The 18654-nt window shown below is 59.1% G+C and carries 11 protein-coding genes; 3 read left to right on the forward strand and 8 right to left on the reverse strand.

The window, feature by feature from the left end; all coding sequences use genetic code 11:
• The first annotated feature begins 60 nt into the window (after positions 1-60).
• On the forward strand, positions 61-1107 hold the full coding sequence (locus tag OES25_01350; GenBank protein ID MDH3626285.1) for an alcohol dehydrogenase catalytic domain-containing protein: 1047 nt from the start codon (positions 61-63) through the stop codon (positions 1105-1107).
• Here the strand turns inward: OES25_01350 and OES25_01355 are convergent.
• The 3 genes from OES25_01355 to OES25_01365 are packed head-to-tail and all read right to left on the reverse strand — an operon-like array spanning position 1096 to position 5796.
• Positions 1096-2148 (reverse strand): ABC transporter ATP-binding protein, encoded by a 1053-nt coding sequence (locus OES25_01355; GenBank protein ID MDH3626286.1) that lies wholly within the window; start codon positions 2146-2148, stop codon positions 1096-1098. The genes OES25_01350 and OES25_01355 overlap by 12 nt on opposite strands.
• Positions 2145-3701, reverse strand: a complete 1557-nt coding sequence (locus OES25_01360) for an iron ABC transporter permease (GenBank protein MDH3626287.1) — start codon at positions 3699-3701, stop codon at positions 2145-2147. The genes OES25_01355 and OES25_01360 overlap by 4 nt, the downstream gene beginning before the upstream one ends.
• Positions 3702-3708: 7 nt before the next feature.
• The gene (locus tag OES25_01365) at positions 3709-5796 is read right to left on the reverse strand and encodes a TonB-dependent receptor (protein ID MDH3626288.1); all 2088 of its coding nucleotides are present in this window, start codon (positions 5794-5796) and stop codon (positions 3709-3711) included.
• On the opposite strand from OES25_01365, the gene OES25_01370 reads away from it, so the two are divergent.
• Positions 5795-5998: a hypothetical protein gene (locus OES25_01370; GenBank protein MDH3626289.1), complete on the forward strand. Its 204-nt coding sequence runs from the start codon at positions 5795-5797 to the stop codon at positions 5996-5998. The genes OES25_01365 and OES25_01370 overlap by 2 nt on opposite strands.
• A 365-nt stretch (positions 5999-6363) precedes the next feature.
• Positions 6364-7023 carry a response regulator gene (locus OES25_01375; protein MDH3626290.1) on the forward strand — a complete coding sequence of 220 codons (660 nt, stop codon included), beginning with the start codon at positions 6364-6366 and terminating at the stop codon, positions 7021-7023.
• Here the strand turns inward: OES25_01375 and OES25_01380 are convergent.
• The 5 genes from OES25_01380 to aceB all read right to left on the reverse strand — a co-directional run bounded on the left by OES25_01380 (position 7020) and on the right by aceB (position 18636).
• The gene (locus tag OES25_01380) at positions 7020-11573 is read right to left on the reverse strand and encodes a DUF11 domain-containing protein (GenBank protein ID MDH3626291.1); all 4554 of its coding nucleotides are present in this window, start codon (positions 11571-11573) and stop codon (positions 7020-7022) included. The two genes, OES25_01375 and OES25_01380, sit on opposite strands and share 4 nt — an antisense overlap.
• Positions 11574-11896: 323 nt before the next feature.
• Positions 11897-12823 carry a DUF11 domain-containing protein gene (locus OES25_01385; GenBank protein ID MDH3626292.1) on the reverse strand — a complete coding sequence of 309 codons (927 nt, stop codon included), beginning with the start codon at positions 12821-12823 and terminating at the stop codon, positions 11897-11899.
• Between the two features lie 74 nt (positions 12824-12897).
• A complete protein-coding gene (locus tag OES25_01390; GenBank protein ID MDH3626293.1) occupies positions 12898-13422 on the reverse strand; it encodes a hypothetical protein in 525 nt (174 codons plus the stop codon).
• Positions 13423-13744: 322 nt separating this feature from the next.
• A complete protein-coding gene (locus tag OES25_01395; GenBank protein ID MDH3626294.1) occupies positions 13745-16843 on the reverse strand; it encodes a hypothetical protein in 3099 nt (1032 codons plus the stop codon).
• 173 nt (positions 16844-17016) lie between these two features.
• Positions 17017-18636 carry a malate synthase A gene (aceB, locus tag OES25_01400; GenBank protein ID MDH3626295.1) on the reverse strand — a complete coding sequence of 540 codons (1620 nt, stop codon included), beginning with the start codon at positions 18634-18636 and terminating at the stop codon, positions 17017-17019.
• Positions 18637-18654 lie beyond the last annotated feature (18 nt).

The raw sequence follows: 18654 nt of genomic DNA on the forward strand, positions 1-18654 counted from the left end.
GGGCTTGTCCACGTTGTCTGGATTGTCTGAAACACTCTCGGACTCTGCTAGCATTGGAGCATGCAAGCGATTACCTATGTCGACCAAATGCAAGTCCAGTTGGACTCCGTCGAGGACCCCAGAGTTCTTGAGTCGGGTGACGCCATCGTCGCCGTCTCGCTCGCCGGCATCTGCGGCTCCGATCTACATGTCCTACATGGTCGTGAGAGCGGTATCGATGTCGGCACCGTGATGGGGCACGAATTCGTCGGAGAAGTCGTCGAGGTAGGTTCGTCGGTACACACGGTTCGGCCGGGGAAACGGGTGATGTCGCCATTCACGACTTCGTGCGGTCACTGTTACTTCTGTGGAACCGGCTTGACGTCGCGTTGCGACCGTTCGCGACTGTTCGGGTGGGTACAGAATGGTGTGGGACTGCAAGGCGCCCAGGCGCAGTACATTAGGGTTCCCGATGCGGACGGAACGTTACTCGAACTGGAATCTGACATCGACGAGAGTGTGGGTGTTCTTCTCGGCGACATACTCTCTACCGGCTATTTCTGCGCGCTTCAGGCCGGCGTCGAGGCTGACGGAGTCTATGTCGTCGTGGGATGCGGACCGGTCGGGTTGTTGACAATTGCCGCCGCACGTCATCTCGGCGCGACCTGTGTCTACGCGGTAGATCGTGTTGCCGACCGTCTCTTACGGGCCGTCGACTTCGGAGCCATTCCCATTGACGGGGCAACCGAAGATGTCGTCGCACGGCTTCACTCGGAGAACGACGGCCGAGGTGCGGACGCCGTGATGGAGGTCGTCGGCAACGCAGATGCTCATCGACTTGCGATTGACCTGCTCCGACCGGGAGGGACACTCTCCGTTGTCGGGGTTCACAACGAACCGCAGTTCAGTTTTTCTCCTACCGAGGCCTACGACAAGAACCTGACCTACCGAGTCGGGCGGTGCCCAGCACGCCATCTCATGGAGCAGCTGCTACCGTTCGCTCGAGACAACCAATCGACTCTGGCGTCGCTCGTATCTCATGTACTTCCTCTTGCCGATGGGGCTCACGGATACGACATCTTCGATCGGAAACTCGATGGCTGTACGAAAGTCGTTTTAAGAGTCTGAGGAACCTGTATCGATCGGGAATACCTGGTATCTCTTCTCACGCAGGCCGATTCGGATGAGGTCGCCGTTCTCCGCCGAGTTGCCGTGCAAGACCCGCATCGCCAGGCGCTCCCCTCCGGAAAGTTCGATCTCCTGGACGACGTCATGTCCGAAAAATTGCTTCCCGCAGATCCGCGCCTCGACGCCGCCCGGTTCCAACCGAATGTCCTCCGGACGAATTAGAATCCGGACTGGACCAGACAGATCCGTTTCGACCACGGGACCGAACAGCGAATCGACCCGCTGGTGGTTGGCCCGGCCTTCGATGAATTGGCTAACGCCGATGAACTGCGCGACACCGAGATCCGCAGGACGGTCGTAGACCGTCTGAGCCGGCGCATCCTGGAGGACTCTTCCTTCAAGCATCACGATGACCCTGTCGGCGATGCTCAATGCCTCTTCCTGGTCGTGCGTGACAAACAGGGCCGCGGTTCGGGTCTCGCGAAGTATGTCGCAAATACGCCGCCGCACATCGGCGCGGAGATGAACATCCAGATTTGCGAACGGCTCATCGAAGAGAATCACACGAGGCGCCGGCGCCAGCGCGCGGGCGAGCGCGACAAGTTGCGATTGCCCGCCGGATAACTCGTCAGGAAAGCGAGTTGCAAGTTCCTCGGTTCGAGTCAACGCCAACAGTTCGCGAACTCGGTCATCGCTGTGCGGATTCTTGCGAATCCCAAAGCGGATATTCTCCGAGACATTGAGGTGGGGAAAGAGCGCACCGTGCTGGAAGACCAACCCGACCTGACGAGTTTCCGGTGCCAGCCAGCGAGAATCATCCGAGACGACGATTCCACCGATCTCGATCGTCCCGCGAATTGGCCTTTCGAATCCTGCGAGAGACCTCAGGAACGAAGTTTTCCCGCAGCCAGAGGGGCCCACAAGAGCCAGGATCTCGTGAGCGTCGAGTGTGAGATCGACGTCATCGACGGCCAGCTGATCGCCTCGATAGACGGTCAATGATCGCGTCTCGAGGAGATGGGGTGTGGTTCTCTGACTCACGGCACCCTCAACGTTGGTTGGATTGAGAAACGATAGACCGGAACCGCGCCGACGAACAGGAGACACAATGCCGGTAAGGCAGCATCCGCGTAGTAACTCTCGGAGGCTGCACTCCAGATAGTTGTCGCGAGTGTTTCAAACCCAATGGGTCTGAGAATCAGAGTTGCCGGCAACTCCTTCATCGCGGTCATGAAGACCAGAGCCCCTCCTGCAAGAACGCCTGGCCTGATGAGTGGCCAGGTTACGGATCGAAACGTCGATATTGCGCCGTGGCCCAGATTGCGGGCTGCCTCTTCGTAATGAGGCGAGAACTGCAGCAGTGCGTTCCGGGTCGCCCCGAGGCTCTCCGGCAAGAATCGTATGACATAAGCAATGACCACAAGCAGCGTAGTCTGATACATCCACGGCAGCTGCCGCGTCGCAACAAACACCAACGAGAGAGCCACTACTAGCCCCGGCATCGCGAACCCTGTGATGGACAATCGCTCGACCCACCGGCCGACAAACCCTGGAGAGCGAGTAACCCACAGCGCCACGGGGAAGGCCAGCACGACCGCCGCGATCGCGGCAAGGCTCGAAACCGTGAAGGAATTCAGCGTGGCCGACATCAGACCTCGTGTTGACTGCGGCAATCCTGAACGGGTCAACCAGGCCGATATCGCGAGAAGCGGAATGCCTATGTTGAGTACGACGACACAACTCAGGCCTATCCGTGCCAGAATCCTCCATCGACCGAGCTCTATTACTGATCGCGTCCGCTGCGAACCCGTTGTGCTCCGGCGCTCGCGGCGACGTACAAGCCCATGCAGACCCACAACGGCGAGTGCGACAACGGCCAACTGCAATCCCGCCAGGGCCGCGCCGGATCGATCGAACAGACTCCGATATGCGTTGTACACACCGAGTGTAAGGGTGTTATATCGAACGATTGACACTGCCCCGAAATCGGATAACGCGTAGAGCGCGATTAGCAGGGATCCCGTCGCGATCGATCCACGAAGTTGCGGAAGTGTGACGCGGAAGAACGTTCTCCACGGTCCGATTCCGAGTACTCGTGAACTCTCTTCTGTGCTCCCGTCGAGTGAATTCATTGCCGCGACCAGGGGGAGAAACAAGTACGGGTATGTGAACAACGCCAGAGCGAATAGCGCACCGGTGTAACCGTACGCGATTGCGGGCAATCGCTCGACGCCAAGAAAAGAGACCATTCCCTGAAGCAGCCCGCGTGGGCCCAGTACGGAGACCCAGGAAAACGCCGAAACGTAACTTGGGATGACAAGCGGCAACGCAAGGATGGTGGCCCAGATGCCCCGATACCTCAGGTCGGTCCGAGCGACCAGCCACGCTGCCGGAATCGCGATCGCGTTCGCGATCGCCACAACGCCCACCATCAAGGCAACTGTCTGCATGAGCAGTTGAACTTGACCATGACGCCACCAGAACTCCAGGACACGATAGGGTCCGAGAGCCATCGCTCGCATCACGAGATAAAACAACGGGGCGCTGACAAACGTCGCAACGACTAGACCCGCCGCGTACGTCAACCAACGCAACGGCATCCTAGAAATCCCACTTGAACCCTACTGCGATCGTCCTTCCGATCCCTGGTCGCGCACCGGCGGGCCGACGTGCGGCGATATATCGCTCGTCCGTAAGATTGCGAGATTGGACGAACATTCGAACGGAGTCGTGAACACGAACCTCTGCAGTCACGTCCAGGAGGAAGTGCGCGTCAATAGTCTCTTCGTCGGTCGTCGGCCCTTGACCGGGCACCGTCCGCGCTTGATCAACCCAGGACATCTCGGTGTTCAGAGACCACGCGTTGTGAACAATCCCGAGTTGAAGCGCAGCCTGATGCTTCGGCAGATAGGGAGGAACATCGCCACGGATGACCTCATCGCCCCATCCGGCAAAATCGCTCTCGAAACTACTCCGAAACTCGGCATCCGTGAACGTGTAGGTCACGGCCAGGGGGAAACGTACGGACGAGGCAACTCGTCCCATTTCTGCATGGAATGACGTCTCAAGACCCATCACATCGACTTCGCCACCGTTGAACATATCGAGCGTGCCGGTTCCACCCGATGAGAGCGTGTCGGAACCCAGTAGGTTCTTGTAGTCGTTGAAGAACCCGACGATCTGGGTGCCGAGAGTCGGGCCTTCGAATCGGTAACCGATCTCGTAGTTGACGCTATCCTCGGGATCGGCCTGTTGACTCGAGCCCGGCCCCGGAGGGGCAAAGCCCCGGTGGACTCCTGCGAATACGTGGCTCATGTCACCGATGCGTACATTTGTGCCGAGTCCGGGGATGATCACATCGAACTCCGTGCGGCCGGTCGTCAAGGAGTCCCCCACCCGAAGTGGATCGTTCTTTCCAAAATCACTGCGCGAAAAGTCAATGCTCTCGAACCGAACTCCGGGCGTCACGGTCCAGCGACCCAGAGTGATCTCATCCTCGACATAGCCCGCGACTGCGGTTGCTCCGCTGATGCGATTACTCTGGCTTCCCGGCGATCCAATCGAGGTCTGGATCATCTGACCACTCAGCATGCGGTAGCCGTCTTCCTCCTGGAACCGATCCTCTTCATCCTCGTGAACGCGAAGTCCAAATTCGAACTCGTGATTCGATAGGCGGGAACCAGGTCTATACCGAACCGTGGTCTGCACACCCTGCGAAAAGTAGTCTCGACGGTTGTGGCGCAAAGACAGTGCATCGTCCACGCTATCGATATCGCCGCGAAGAACCGCGAACTCGTCTGCGAAGTCGTCAGGCGCGAGAAGAACATTGGCGATTGACTGACCTTGGACCGACTGTACTTTGCTCCAGTTTCGGAAGAAGTCGTTGCGATAGACGGTCGTTACGACATCGAACCCATCTCGCAGTCGAATGACATGGCGCAGTTGGACCTGTTCATGGTCCGCAGTGATCCTGTCTCTCTGCGACGCGGCATACCGCCGGTACGGATTGAGATTGAAGTCGGCGTCACTAAGACCCACGTAGGTTTCGCGACCGAATTGGTCGGTCTTTCCAAGTTTGAGTTCCATCATCTGAAATCGTCGCGCCCCGGGGCGGATGACATATCTCACCTTGAACAGGTAGTCCTGGAGGTCGAATCCCGTCTTACCGCCTCCATCCAGTTCCTTGAATCCGTCCGTCTTGAGTTGATAGGTCTCGAAGAGCCACCCGACGCGAGGCCCGGAGTCCCCAATTCTGGCGCTCGTTCGCCGTGACGCATCCGACCCCGTGGTCCATTGAAGGCGTCCCCCGAAATGGGACGGAATGCCTGCGGAGAGTAGATTGAGCACCCCGCCGTTGGTTTGAGGTCCCTGACGAATGGAGCTCGATCCTTTACGAATCTCGACTCCGTCCATCCGCCCCGTCGTTGGAAAGTAGTACGCAGACGGCGCCGAATAGGGGGCCGGGGCGATGAGCACTCCGTCTTCGAGGAGGGTGATCTTCTGGCTCCGTTCGCTTCCCGTCCCGCGCATCCCGATGTTAGGACGAAGGCCGTATCCGTCCTCCTCCTGCAGGTTGACCCCGGGTACCGATCGGAGAATCCGGTGGATATCGGTGTGGCCCTGACGTTCCAATTCTTCGGGGCCGATATAGGAGATCGACCCAGGCGTCCGACTCGGAGGTTTACTGATGACGCGGACTTCTTCGACGACGACGGACGACTCGGTCGTTGCCTCCTCGACAGGCCTGGATTCGGCCGGCTTTTCGGAGGTCTCGTCGGCTCGAAGTATCCATCCGACCGACCCTGCCATCGTCACGACGACGGCCATCGCTGCGGCCCACCCGCGTCGACGACGAGGAGAGCCCGAACTGTTATGCGAACCGTTCGCATGAGTGATGTCAGCTATTCTCACGATTCCCCTTTCCTCACGCCCTTCAGACTTCTTCATGCGAACCGGTCGCAACTTAGTCGCTTCGTCGACTCCAACCACAGACCGAACCTGGTTGGGTGATGGGATGTCGACCCTGAGCCGCAAGCTAGTTGCGAAACATTCGCATAAGTGCTTGAAGCAACTCGATTTGCGCGTGATCAATATGCACGTAGCCCTACCATCCGTCAACCAGAAGACCGGACCATTTTGGTCTTCTTTCCATGAGCCTCAAGAAGTGAGAGTTCCACGACTTTCCACTCGAACTTGCCAATTGGGTTTCCAGGTCCCTAAGTTAGTCCCGTCGGAGGGTCCGGCGATGAGGAAGACATGTCAAAACGGGATCGGTTGTTGGTCGTCGACGACGACCACTCGATGCGCGCGGTCCTGGAGCAACGGTTCCTCGACGCCGGGTACGAGGTTCATCTAGCGAAGGACGGACGCGAGGGTCTCCAACGGACCCGTGAGCTCCTCCCCCAATTCGTTCTCTGCGACTGGGTCATGCCCAACCTTGATGGCATCCAGTACTGCCGGTCGATCAAGAGTGACCCGGGCCTGAGAGAGACCTATGTCGTCCTCCTCTCCGCACGGGACTCCGCAGAAGATCAAGTCATGGGTCTCGACTCGGGTGCCGACGACTATCTCGCCAAGCCGTTTGATCCACCGGAACTCCTTGCAAGAGTTCGGGTTGGAATCCGTGCACGTCGGCTAAACGATGAGTTACGCAAGACCGAGCATCAGACTGCGTTACTGGAGATGGCTGCGACGCTGGGTCACGAGATCAATAATCCGCTCACAGCATTATTCGGCCACATGGAATTACTCTCGCAATACCTGGATCAGAAGAACGAAGCAAGATCGAGTCATCATTTGAAAGAGGCGGGGCTTGTCGCGACCCGAATGGCGGACGTCGCTCAGCGCTTGATCCGTCTGCAGGATCCTCGAACAACCCACTACCTCGAAGATCTCCGCATGCTCGACCTCGACTAGCGATCCAGTCGCAAGTCTCCGAGTCGGGTCAGGCTGCGTTCGTCAAACTTGAATCTGAACGAAACGAACGCACCGCTCTCGGTCGTTTCCGCGGCCGAGAAGTCCCCGTCGTCGAATCCAATGACGTTGTATCCGACTGTGATCCACAGATTTCGGAACGCGAGGAAGCCAACTTCTACACCGGCTCCGGAGTCGCGAGTGCTACTGCGAAGCTCGGCGAATTCTCGCAGACTCATTCCTAACGTCCAACGCTGATGGACCTGTGTCGTGTAGTGGAGGGAAACGAGTCGGGCCAGCGTTGAGGGAATATTGAGCGTCTCGTCCTCACCGACGTGACGGACGATCACGGAACTCGCGACGCGGTGTTTGGCCGTGGGTCGAAAGCCAGCGGCGACCGAGATCGAGATCACATCGGTATCCGGATACCCGCGGCCCGGATCCGTGCCCAGACCGATGCCGATTGTTGAGGGTGACGGCGTTCCGATCGAGCTGGACGGTTCGGTGGGGGCTGTCCCCGGCAAGACTCCGGCTGAGGTGCCAGCCACGCCGTTGCCAATCTGATGATCCAGTCTCGTCAGGAACTGCCATCTCCCCGCAAGGGGTCTATACGCAGTTCCCAGCAGACCCTCCCCGCGCCACGATGTGTCGATTCCATCTCGCGCATCAACAAATAACCGCTCTCTCACAAAGATCGTCCACGGCTCGGATGGTTTGAACGCTCCGGTCGCGGTTAGCAAGTGGCGATCGTCGAGTTCGCCGAGTCGAAGTTCGTATCGAGTCGATAGAAGTTTGCTTCCGGTTCGGTACTCGAAACCGGCGCCAAGGGTGGTGTAGTCACCTGTGTCGTCACCCAACGTCGTCTGAAGTCGGCCGGCGGAGAATTGGAGCGACCGCCTCTCATCGAGCGGGAGAACGGTTTCTACACCGGCGAGTGCTCGGAGGGAGTCGCCCTGGACCCCTCCGTTAAGGCTGTAGTTCATCAGGCCCCGCGTGTGGGGTCCGATTTGACTCTCGACGCCGAGAACGGTTCGATCCCGATCAGGGCCATCGCCGGACTCGATCTCCTCGCGTAGGAAGATCTTCGTATCCGTCCGTACATCGAAGGAGACACCGACAGCGGTGCGCGTGGGGAAACCAGGCGCGGTCTCTCCGCTGAGCGCCTGCTCTCGATGGAACTCGGCGGACCAACGATCAGAGATTTTTCCGCGCAACCCCGCCTTGATCAGCGTCGAATCGGTTTCCGGGCCTGCACCGGTTTCGGCGGAGACATGACGCAATCCGCCGAGAGCGGTGACGGGGCCCGCGCGACGCTCCGCCTCGACACCGAGCACCGTTCGATCGATGCCCGCACCCTCGTCCTCCTGGGTGTATCCCTCAGCCTTGATCCTCCAGTCGTCGGTAGGTTGCCATTCGATCTGGCCCCGAATCCGTCGAGACCCGACTTCCGGCGCGGCAAGGAGCGTCGGGTTGTCAAACGCCTGAGGGACGTCTTCGAACCCGAATTCCCAACGAAGCTGGTGTCGGGGCGCGCCGGATAGATGGAGTCTGTAAGCCGTCGACTGCTCGCCGGCATCACTCGAAGCCACCTCCGCGTGAAGTTGTGTGCCCGGCGACAGACGCCAATGTAGATCCATCCCAAGAAGTGAGTAGTTCTCTCCGGATCTCTCCTCGACGACCGCGGTCGAGCCGATTTCGAAATTCCTGCCGCTTCTCCACGCTACGCGGCCGCCACCGGTCCACTGATCCTCTCCACCGCCGCGCGACTCGTACAAGACCACCACGCGACGTGGGTTCAGCGCCGCATCGAACGCGGCGATGGGCCCACGAAAGAGAATTGTGCCTGCAACAGGGTCGAGATCGTAGTCCAGGTCCGCACGTTTGATCTCACGAGAGATCACCTCATCCGTGTGAAACCGATCGCGTGTCTCCACGATGACGGTCTCAGATCGTGCCACGACGGGGCTCGACCGAAGGATGAACGGGCCCGATGTATTGTCGGCCTCGAATACGTCCCGGACGACTTGTTGATCCGAGCTCGAGGCGAATCCATCGAAAGAGAATCCGCCCTTTGAGACGTTTCCGCGTGCTCCGGTCAACTTGCGATCATAGCGACCGAGTTCGGTCCGTCGAAACGCAGTAGAGAAATCTCCCCACTGTGCGTACCCGCGAGTTCCGTCAACCCGTACAAACACTTTGCCCTGAGATGCCGCCTCATCGATCGCAACGCTTTCGTCTCCGACGACCGGATAGAACAGATCCGGTTCGAAGTCGTTGGTGAGGCGGTCCCTATCTCGCTCTCGCTCCGTATCGACCGAGACTGTCAGTTGCGCCTTGTCGCCGAGAGGACCGCGTGCGAACAACGCAACTCTTCCGCCGCTTTCCGTGATCGGATCTCCCAGCCCGGGTGCCGCACCGCCGTCACCCTCGACGCCACCGTCCCCCACCAGGTTGGCCTCGGCGAGACCCGTGATTCTCCATCCGCCGCCTCCAGGATGAACCTCGATCTCCTCTTCGATCTCCATCAAATCGGTGGAAGCTCGGACGCGAACGCGACCAGGCGACGTCTGGGGTGACATTGCGACTTTCGCGACGCCGCGGACAATCCGAACCTGGAGTCCGGAACGCTCGAGATCGAGATCGTCCTCAGCGACCGTTGCGCCTTCGATCTCCAACGTTAGCGTCTGCCTGGCGAGCGAACGGGCTCCGAACTGATCGAGAGTCTCGACAATAAGAACCGGAGTCGTGACGCCGTCGGCGACCCAGTGCCCCCCTTCGGCCGACGCGACAAGTTCGACGGGCTCATCGGGAAGACTGACATGAATGACCGCCGCCCCCGAATTCAACTCGATGACGTTGTCCCCCGGTCGCAACTCTACACCCACGTAGCGCATCGCGATCAAACCACGAGACGGAAGCTCGGAACGTGTTCCGACCCGTCTCTCGGGAACCAGTCCGCCGTTGACGCGCAGTTCCGAACCGGACTCCGTCGGTACGATGACGTCGATATCGATGCGTGTCCGATCCGCGACATCGCCTTCCAGCGGAGACAGAATCTGCGCCACGGGCTTCACGGTGCGTAGAGTCTGCTCGAAGGATTTCGGTCGGTTCTCCTCCGGGCGCGAATCTCTTATTCGTCGGACGACGTTGAGCGCTGCGGAGATTTCCCGGGCCATGCGTTGGCGGACGGAGTCGTCACCGCATTTGACTGCCATGGAACGGTCTGAGGAAACGCCGGCATCGTCGACAAGTCGAGCCAGCGCCTGCAGATGGCGATCCGCGGCGCTGTCATATCGCCCGCGCGAATCCTGAAAGATCGCCAGTGGCAACGTGTAGCTAATTGGCTCGGCGGTGATCGAACAACGCGGGGAGAGCGGTGGCCCCACGGGAAGATCGGCGATGACAAGGGTTGAAGCTCGAGCCTCCACGAAACGAGTGCCGGCATCGCCGACCCATTGGGTGCCACCGATCGTAGGAATGATCGAACTGGGAAGGGTCGCGGGATCGATGCGAACGACGTGCAATCCGGGATCCACGCCCGTGATGCTCCAGCGGCCGCTTACGTCGGTCAGGGCTCCGCGACCGTCTTCCATCGTGACCAGAGCTCCCGGGACTCCGGGTTCGCCATCGTCCGGGACTCCATCGGAATCGTCATCGACGAAGACACGCCCCACTAACTGAGCCTCTCTCCTGAACGGCCCGGGTGTGAGTCGAACCGCCGCAGTAGCCTGATCGGACACGACGAGCGAACCCGCAGGAGTCATCGCTTCGAGATGTGCCTGATTGATGGCTTCTCCGCGGACGGCGCCGGCGGCGACGACGGTTGCGTAACGGACGAGTCGCCCATCACCGGGCTGCAGCAGACCGAGGCCGAACGTGAGGAGTCGACCTTTCTCGGCGGTGATCGGATCGGGTGCAGAAACCCCGTCGATCGTCGTACTGCCCCGCAGATAGCGAAGCGTCGGTGGCAACCGGTCAACCACGACGGTGTTGTCAAGATCGAGAACAGTCCCGCTATGGGCCGCGACGAGTGAGTAGATCACAGAGTCGCCGACCGTCGCGCTGGACCGATTGGCGGATTTTGTGAGTTGTAGAACCGGCGGAACGATCCCGATGACCAACACGTTGGTAGAGATTGGGACCGGACACGCAAGCGAGGACACTTCGGCCTGTTTGGCAATCGTGGAATCCGGAACGAGGCCCGACTGGACCTCTGCCTGAAATTCCAATTCGATCGAGTCACCGGCCGTGATCTGGTCCACGGTCCAGGTGAGCGTGCGACTCATCGGGTCGTAGACCCCGGTTACCTCTGCCGAACCCCCATTCGCGGTCGTCACGGTCATTGTCGAAAACGAGATTGGCGCCAGGAGCCCCACGTCCAGTGGAGTCCGCACGGTTACGTCGTTCAGATCGAGCGAATTGTCGTTGGTGATCGCGACGGTGAAGGTCAGGAGTTCGGCGGGAGCGACCGTTCCCTGCGGGATCACGCCGATTTGCGGGCTCTCGAAACAATGGGTGCCAAGAACCATCGTGACGACCACGTTCGAGTCCACGGTTTGGGGTCCCGCGAACCCAAAACCTTCGGTTTCGAAGGTCGAACTTGCGATGTTTGTGATTTCTACGCCGGCCGGAGTGGGGCCTTGCGCATTCAGGAGGCCGAAAGTTCCCAGAATCAGCACGCACATACCGACGAGCGAACGACCGCCCTTCGTCTTTAGTAGACGAAACGCGGTCGACACGTCTACGGCGCACCTAGCCATTGCAGGCGAACTCCGAAAAGAGTTATCCCGAGAACGAGAGATAGTTGGGCGGGGTGCCCTTCCGAAGAAGGACACCCCACCCTGGGTGAGGAGCTATTCGGTCCTTGAGCCTACGATCAGTCGATCATTACCTCGAACACGATCGTCGTACTCGCGCCTGACGCCAGTGTCCCGATGGCGACGGTGACCTCGCCAGCATTGGTGTCGTCATGGTCGGCGTTGTCGCCGTCCGCACCATCGGTTCGGGTAGCGGCATCCTGAGTAATCGACGATCCAACATACGTTGTGTTGGCCGGAACCGGATCCGTCAGCACGATGTTGAGAGCGTCCACTGCGCCATTATTGGTCACGACGATGGTGTACGTCAGCGTGGTGCCGGGGGGCTGGTTGCCGACGGGCGACACCGACTTGACGACACCCAGATCAGGAGACTGGACCGTCGTCGTGTCCGTCGCAGAATCGGTCGCTCCGGGATCGTTAACGGAGGCGATATCGATGTCGGTCGCATCCACCGTTCCGTCGGCAGTTCCAGCCGGGACCGCGATGCACACGAGAATTTCAATGGAGTTGTTACCGGGGGAACTGACGCTGTCCGGCAGTATGCCGGTATCCACATCCGCGCTGCCACCCGTGTCGGTGAGAAGTGTATCGGTACCGGATTCGTAAGTACCGTTGGTGTTGACGTCCTCGTAGACCGTGACCGTGAAGCCCTGGCTGCTACTCGTGGCGATATCGATGATACCGGCGTCGTTACCGTTGTTCGAAACGGTATGAGCGTAACAAACGAGATCTCCGGGATCTGCGTTGAGCGAACCTGTTGGTGGGGAAATATCGACCGCAGAGACCTGATTCACCGTCGTGGTCACCGTATTCGAGATTGCCTGCAACGCGTTGGCATTGGCGTCCTCGTAGTCGGCGGTTGCCGTATTGGAAATAACGGTTCCCGCCGGAGTACCTGCCGCGAAGCTATCGGCGGCAAAAGCCACCATCAGCAACGTCAGCGCTACACCTAGCGTGAAACGCTTGATGTACGTGTGTGCCATCAAATCACCTCTTCTCCTCCGCCACGGCCAAATGCCGAGACGGTTCCGTGTAAATGTCTTGAGCCCTGAATGAATTACTCAACGCGCACCTTGAAACTGACGGACTTCTCGTCGCCTGGCGCAATCGTGTCTGCGAGTTTCCAACGCAGATGCGTGTAAGCCGACGAGGGAGCAGGAACCTGTGTGACAGACCCATCCACGGCAGTCGTTTCGATCTGGATCGGAAACGTGGCGTACGTTACGCCGTCGTCGATGCTGGCCGTTACAACGGCGCGATCACTGCTGACGGACTCCGTAACGAGGACCGTCCCTTTCGGGATCGGATCCTGCAGGCGCATATTCCGTGCCGCGGCCTTGCCCACGTTGCTCGCAGTCAGCCGATAGACCAGCACGTCGCCGGGAGTCACATTCGTGACGGGTTCTTCGATCGTCTGTTGGCTGCCGTCGGCAACCGTCCGAACGGCAAGCCGCGCGACATCGACCTTGATCTCGACCTCCGGACCCGGAGCTGCGAGAGCCAACCCGCACCCCAGAACCGTAAGAACGACGATCATCGTCATCGCCCGAGTCCACCGCCGATTTCCTTGAATCCTGCTCATCTCAATGCCTCCTCACCTTGGGAACGTCGGGAGATTTTTCTCGGACGTTGTCTTCACGAGTGCACGTCGAATACCCAGTTCGGCGAGCACACAGAGACGGAATTTGCGAGATGAATATGTATCAAGCAAATTACAATAGCTTAATCAAACTTAAGCTAATAGCGCTGTGAACGTGAATGAAGTTATATTAACTTCACGATGGAGGTGGGTCCGCTGAGAGGCCGACGTCTAAACGTCAATAAATGGGCCGCAAAAAACGCAATACTTCAAGGCCGTCTCGATCAAATTCTTTGAAGATATCCGCGTGTCTACGACGATCGGGTCAGAAACTGTACCTCAGTCCCAACTGCCACTGCCGCCCGAAGCGCTGGGAGCCGGCGTTCGTGTTGCGGACACGGTCCTCAAGTCGAAGGGTGTCGTCATTGAGCAGGTTGAACACCTCCACGGTCACCTGCAGCAGGGTTCCGGCAGAGGGAGAAAACTCCTTCGAGAGACGCATGTCGACCGTCCAGAAGCCTGGGTTGCGTTCGTCGTTCCGCTGGTTACGCGTGTATCTCAGTCGGAATTTCTGATTGAACGACGCGAGATTGAAATACTCGGGGGCACGACCAAAGACGGTCTGTTTGCTCTGGAGATCGGAAAACGGCAGCCCGGATTCCCACCGAAGCGTTCCCCCAAGCCGGAAACCCCAGGGGGTCAGCGAGATCGCACTGAGCTGAGCTACATGTCGCTGATCGAAGGAAAGGAATCCCTCCTCGTCCTCGATGAGATTTCGCTCGTTGCCAAGGAGTTGATCGAAATCCTCGGCGTTCCCGGTGGCCCGAGAGTACGTGTAGGAAAAGTTCATCTGCCAGTTTCGGTACTGGCGCCTGACGAACTCCAGGACCAACGCGCGGTAGTCGGTCTGATTGAAGTTCCCGATGACCAGGATCTCTCCCCAGGCAGGATTCTGGTTGTAGAGATCGGGAAGTCCATCGGGGACTTCCGCCTGGATCGGGTTTAGCGGTGTACCAGACGTCAGGAGATCCCCGGTGCAGTCGTCGATACGTCCGTCCCCGACACCGGGATCCGTATCCGTGTACTGTTCCCCGGTCCCGGGAACCGTTATGAGCGCTCCAACCCCTGGAGAGGCCGCGACGGGCCGCTGTCCAAAAAAGATTGGAACCACACAGCGCCCCCGGTCATCGACCGCGTTGTTGAAATCTTGGTCCTGAAGTTGATCCAGGAAACGCCTCTTGATGTAGGTCAATCGAACGGACGACTCGTTCCATAGAGCACGCTCGAACCCCAGCGTGAATTCGTTTTGATAGGGGGTTCGAAGGTCGTGATCGATCGCCTGGACCGATACGGCTGGGTCGAATGATCCGACCCGTCCGTTATTGACAAACCGATCGCCCTGCGGGAACGCGCGGAAAGTAATGTTGGTCTCCGCGGGCTCGATCTCGACGAGCGGTACTGCGAGAAAGATCTTGTCGTAATACCGTCCCGCCGTCGCCGTCAGTTTGGTTTTTCCGTCTCCCCCTGGATCCCATGCGATAGAGATACGAGGGGCAACATTATGGTTTACGAGATTGATGTCTTCGATCTGTCGCGCCTTGACCAACCTGCTACTAACGTTTGCGGCCGCACTCAGGGGAATAAACGACGGTGAGATGCCCAGGACGGCGCCGACTTCGTTGCGGAAATCGAGGATGTCGTTGAACCGCGTAAAAATGGCGAACGCGTCGAGCGGAATCGGGCCGGTCATATCGAACGGAGCCAGAAAGGTGGCCGCCTCGGCCTCGGGGTCGAACGGTCTGAATCCGTCGGAATTGATCTCCTCGCGGTCGTACCGGAACCCGGCGGTTATGGTCAGGCTTGGAATCGGTCGTAGCTGATCCTCGAAGAACAGCGTGGTGTTGACGCCCGTCGCACGCCCCTGCGAACCATTGGGCGCCGCGATCCGAGCCTCGACCGTGGCCACGATCGGGGGTGACCCCAATGGAACCCGTTCGGTCGTAAAGCGAAGCGTAGGATTTCGCTCGATTCGCCGAAAGTAACGCTCGTTCTCGACGACAAGTCCGAACTTGAATCGATGACTCATGCCCCAGAGGTTGTTCGCGAAATAGGTGACCTGGCTACGCGTTGTCAGCCGCTGCCGTTTGTCTGCCGATGACTCGTTTGCCGTCCCACTCTGCCTACCCGTCTCGATATCCAGGCAATTGGCCTGATTGAGGATGCCGAACCTGTCGGCGGGCACGGCACCGAAAACCACGCAGTCGTTCGGAACTCCTTCAACGGAAGGAACAATCTCCTGACTATGGTTCTGGTACGCAACGATGTTCTCCACCAGAAGGTTCGGCGAGTACGGCGCTGTCCACGTAAGGGTAAAAGTCTCGCCGCCACGATCGAAATCGGTCGCCGCCGACCCCGGTATCGTCGAGGAGAGGTTGAAGCGCTCAATTTCTAATGGGTCCGACGAAAACTGAAACGCCAACTTGTTCCGTGGCGTCAGCTGTGTGGTCACCTGATACGACTGAATCGCCTGCTTTCGAACCTGAGTCTCGGTGCGATCCAGAAACACGATCGGATCTTCTCGATCGATATACTCGGCCGAGAGGCGATACCAGGCGTGATCTCTAACGAGAGGCCCGCTTACCTGGAATGATGGCTGGAGCCAACGAAAGTCGGGCGTCTCTCGGTTTGCCGCTCCATCGCGATCGAAGTTCGACGACCGATAGATGAGGCTGGCAACTCCCTCGAACTGGTTGCTGCCTTGTTTCTGGAGAATGTTTGCAAACCCGCCGGAGGCTCTCCCGTATTCGACGCCGGCGCCGGTCGTGAGAACCTGAAGCTCCTCGATGGCATCCAGGTTGAGGTAACTCAACCACTCGCCGGTGAGTGGATCGGTATTCCCGACGCCGCCCACCTCTGCGCGAAAATCTCGATCGCGCGCACCGTGTACGTTCGGGTTGCCATCGCCATCATCATCCTTCACCCCTGGCGAGAGTGTAAGAATCCGTTGGTATTGGCGATCCGGTATCGGGAGGTTCTCCAGAAAGGTAGCGTCGAACTTTGTCCGGTTTCCGACTTCCGTAAGATCGACGATAGACCCCTCGGTCTTGACGGAGACCGATTCGATAACTTCGCCCGCTAGCAAAACCTCGACTCGGTTGACCGCATTACTCTGAATTCGGAGTTGATCGAATCGACGGCCGGAGAATCCTGTTCCTTCGACCTCGATGATGTAGCCACCACCCGACCGCAGGACCGGAAACAGGCTGATTCCCGACGCGTTCGTCGCGACCGCCGTCGTCGAGATGAACTGCTCCGGATGGCTCAGTGTGACGACGGCACCGACAATCGGTGAACCGTCGGTCGAGTTGCGTACGACGACTTCCAATCCGCCGCTCTGCGCGTGCAAGAGACTGGCGGTCCACATGAGGGCGCAGAGAAGCAGACCAACTTTCTTGCGTCGCCGGAACACTCCATCCCCCGTGCTGACCCGCCGTCGCGTCGTTAAAGACGCGATTCGAGGCTTGAGTAAGGACGGATGCTATCACGACGCGAGAAACGACGACGATCTCACGTAGCTTCCCGTATCAGCGAGGTGATTCAGCGATTTGAATCGCGTTCGATCAATCGCGCATACGCGGCGCTGGTCAAGAATTCTTCCAGCGTCTCGGCGCAACACCAGCGGCGAAAGAGCTCCGCCGCCTCGGCGTACGGCGATGAAACAAACCTGGAATCGCCGACTTCTTGTTGGATCTTGACCATCTCCTCATCGATCACGGAGCTGATTCGCTCCACCGTCACAGGAGATTGATCCTCGAGTTCGACGCCATGGTGGACCCACTGCCATACCTGAGCGCGAGAGATCTCAGCCGTCGCCGCGTCTTCCATCAGGTTGTAGAGCGGAACACAGCCAAGACCCTCCAGCCAGGCTGCGACGTACTGGATGCCGACACGCACGTTGAGCCTCAGTCCCTCTTCGGTGCGTGTTCCTTCCGGGACTCGCAGCAAGTCTTCTTCCGACACGCGAAGATCGTGCAAGAGTACGTGTTGCTGGTGGTCATTGTTGCCCTGGCTGTCTGACGGCATTCCATCGTCAAAGATCTCGCGGGCAATCGTCACCAGCGCCGGATGAGCTACCCAGGTTCCGTCGTGGCCATCGGTGACCTCGCGGAGCTTATCTCGACGGACTTTTTCCATCGCGACCTGGTTCGCCGCATCGTCCCCCTTGATGGGAATCTGGGCGGCCATCCCGCCAATCGCATGTGCGCCCCGCCGATGACACGTTTGAATCACCAGACGGGAGTAGGCGTGCATGCAGTGTTGTTCCATCGTCACCTGCGATCGGTCCGGAAGAACGCGATCGGGTCGCTCGCGATGGGTCTTGATGTAGCTAAAGATGTAGTCCCAGCGACCACAGTTGAGTCCGACAGAGTGCTGCCGGAGCTCGAACATCAACTCGTGCATCTCGAAGGCCGCCGGGAGCGTTTCGATGAGCATCGTGACCTTGATCGATCCAATCGGGAGTCCCAGGAATTCCTGGGCATCGACGAAGACGTCGTTCCACCATCTGGCCTCACGGTGGCTCTCCAGTTTCGGAAGGTAGAAGTACGGTCCGCTCCCCTTTGCGAGCAATCGGTGTGCGTTGTGGAAGAAATAGAGCGCGAAATCGAAAAGGCCTGCAGGAACAGGCTTCCCGTCAATTCGCATGTTCTGTTCGACCAGATGCAACCCGCGCGGTCGTACCAGGAGCGTCCCCGTATTCTCGTTCAGACGGTAGTGCTTGTCGCGCGATTCATCGTGGAGCGAAATCGTCCCGGCGACCGCGTCGCGGAGATTGACCTGCCCGGCGACCATGGCATCCCACGTTGGGGCGGACGAGTCTTCGAAGTCCGCCATGAAACAGTCCGCGCCCGAGTTGAGCGCGTTGATGATCATCTTGCGATCGACGGGTCCCGTAATCTCGACGTGTCGCCTGAGGAGATCCGACGGGATCGAAGCGACTTTCCAGTCGCCATCGCGAACGGATTTTGTCTCGGGCAAGAACCGAAGCTCTTCGCCCGTTGCCATCCGCGCACGGCGATCCACCCGCGCAGCGAGCAGCCGATCCAGGGCGGGTCCGTGCCGGCGCGTGAGCCGTGCAACGAACGAGACCGCTTCCGGCGTGAAGATCGCCTCCTGCCGGTCGACATGACTCGTCGCCAGCGAAATCCCGCGGGGCATCTGATTGGAATCCGACAC

The organism is Acidobacteriota bacterium, from assembly GCA_029861955.1.
Classification (GTDB): domain Bacteria; phylum Acidobacteriota; class Polarisedimenticolia; order Polarisedimenticolales; family Polarisedimenticolaceae; genus JAOTYK01.

Coding starts and splice junctions, on each gene's coding strand:
- OES25_01350 (MDH3626285.1), top strand. CDS start 61: ATGCAAGCGATTACCTATGTCGACCAAATGCAAGTCCAGTTGGACTCC.
- OES25_01370 (MDH3626289.1), top strand. CDS start 5,795: ATGACGCGGACTTCTTCGACGACGACGGACGACTCGGTCGTTGCCTCC.
- OES25_01375 (MDH3626290.1), top strand. CDS start 6,364: ATGTCAAAACGGGATCGGTTGTTGGTCGTCGACGACGACCACTCGATG.
- OES25_01385 (MDH3626292.1), bottom strand. CDS start 12,823: ATGGCACACACGTACATCAAGCGTTTCACGCTAGGTGTAGCGCTGACG.
- OES25_01390 (MDH3626293.1), bottom strand. CDS start 13,422: ATGAGCAGGATTCAAGGAAATCGGCGGTGGACTCGGGCGATGACGATG.
- OES25_01395 (MDH3626294.1), bottom strand. CDS start 16,843: ATGTGGACCGCCAGTCTCTTGCACGCGCAGAGCGGCGGATTGGAAGTC.
- aceB (MDH3626295.1), bottom strand. CDS start 18,636: ATGCCCCGCGGGATTTCGCTGGCGACGAGTCATGTCGACCGGCAGGAG.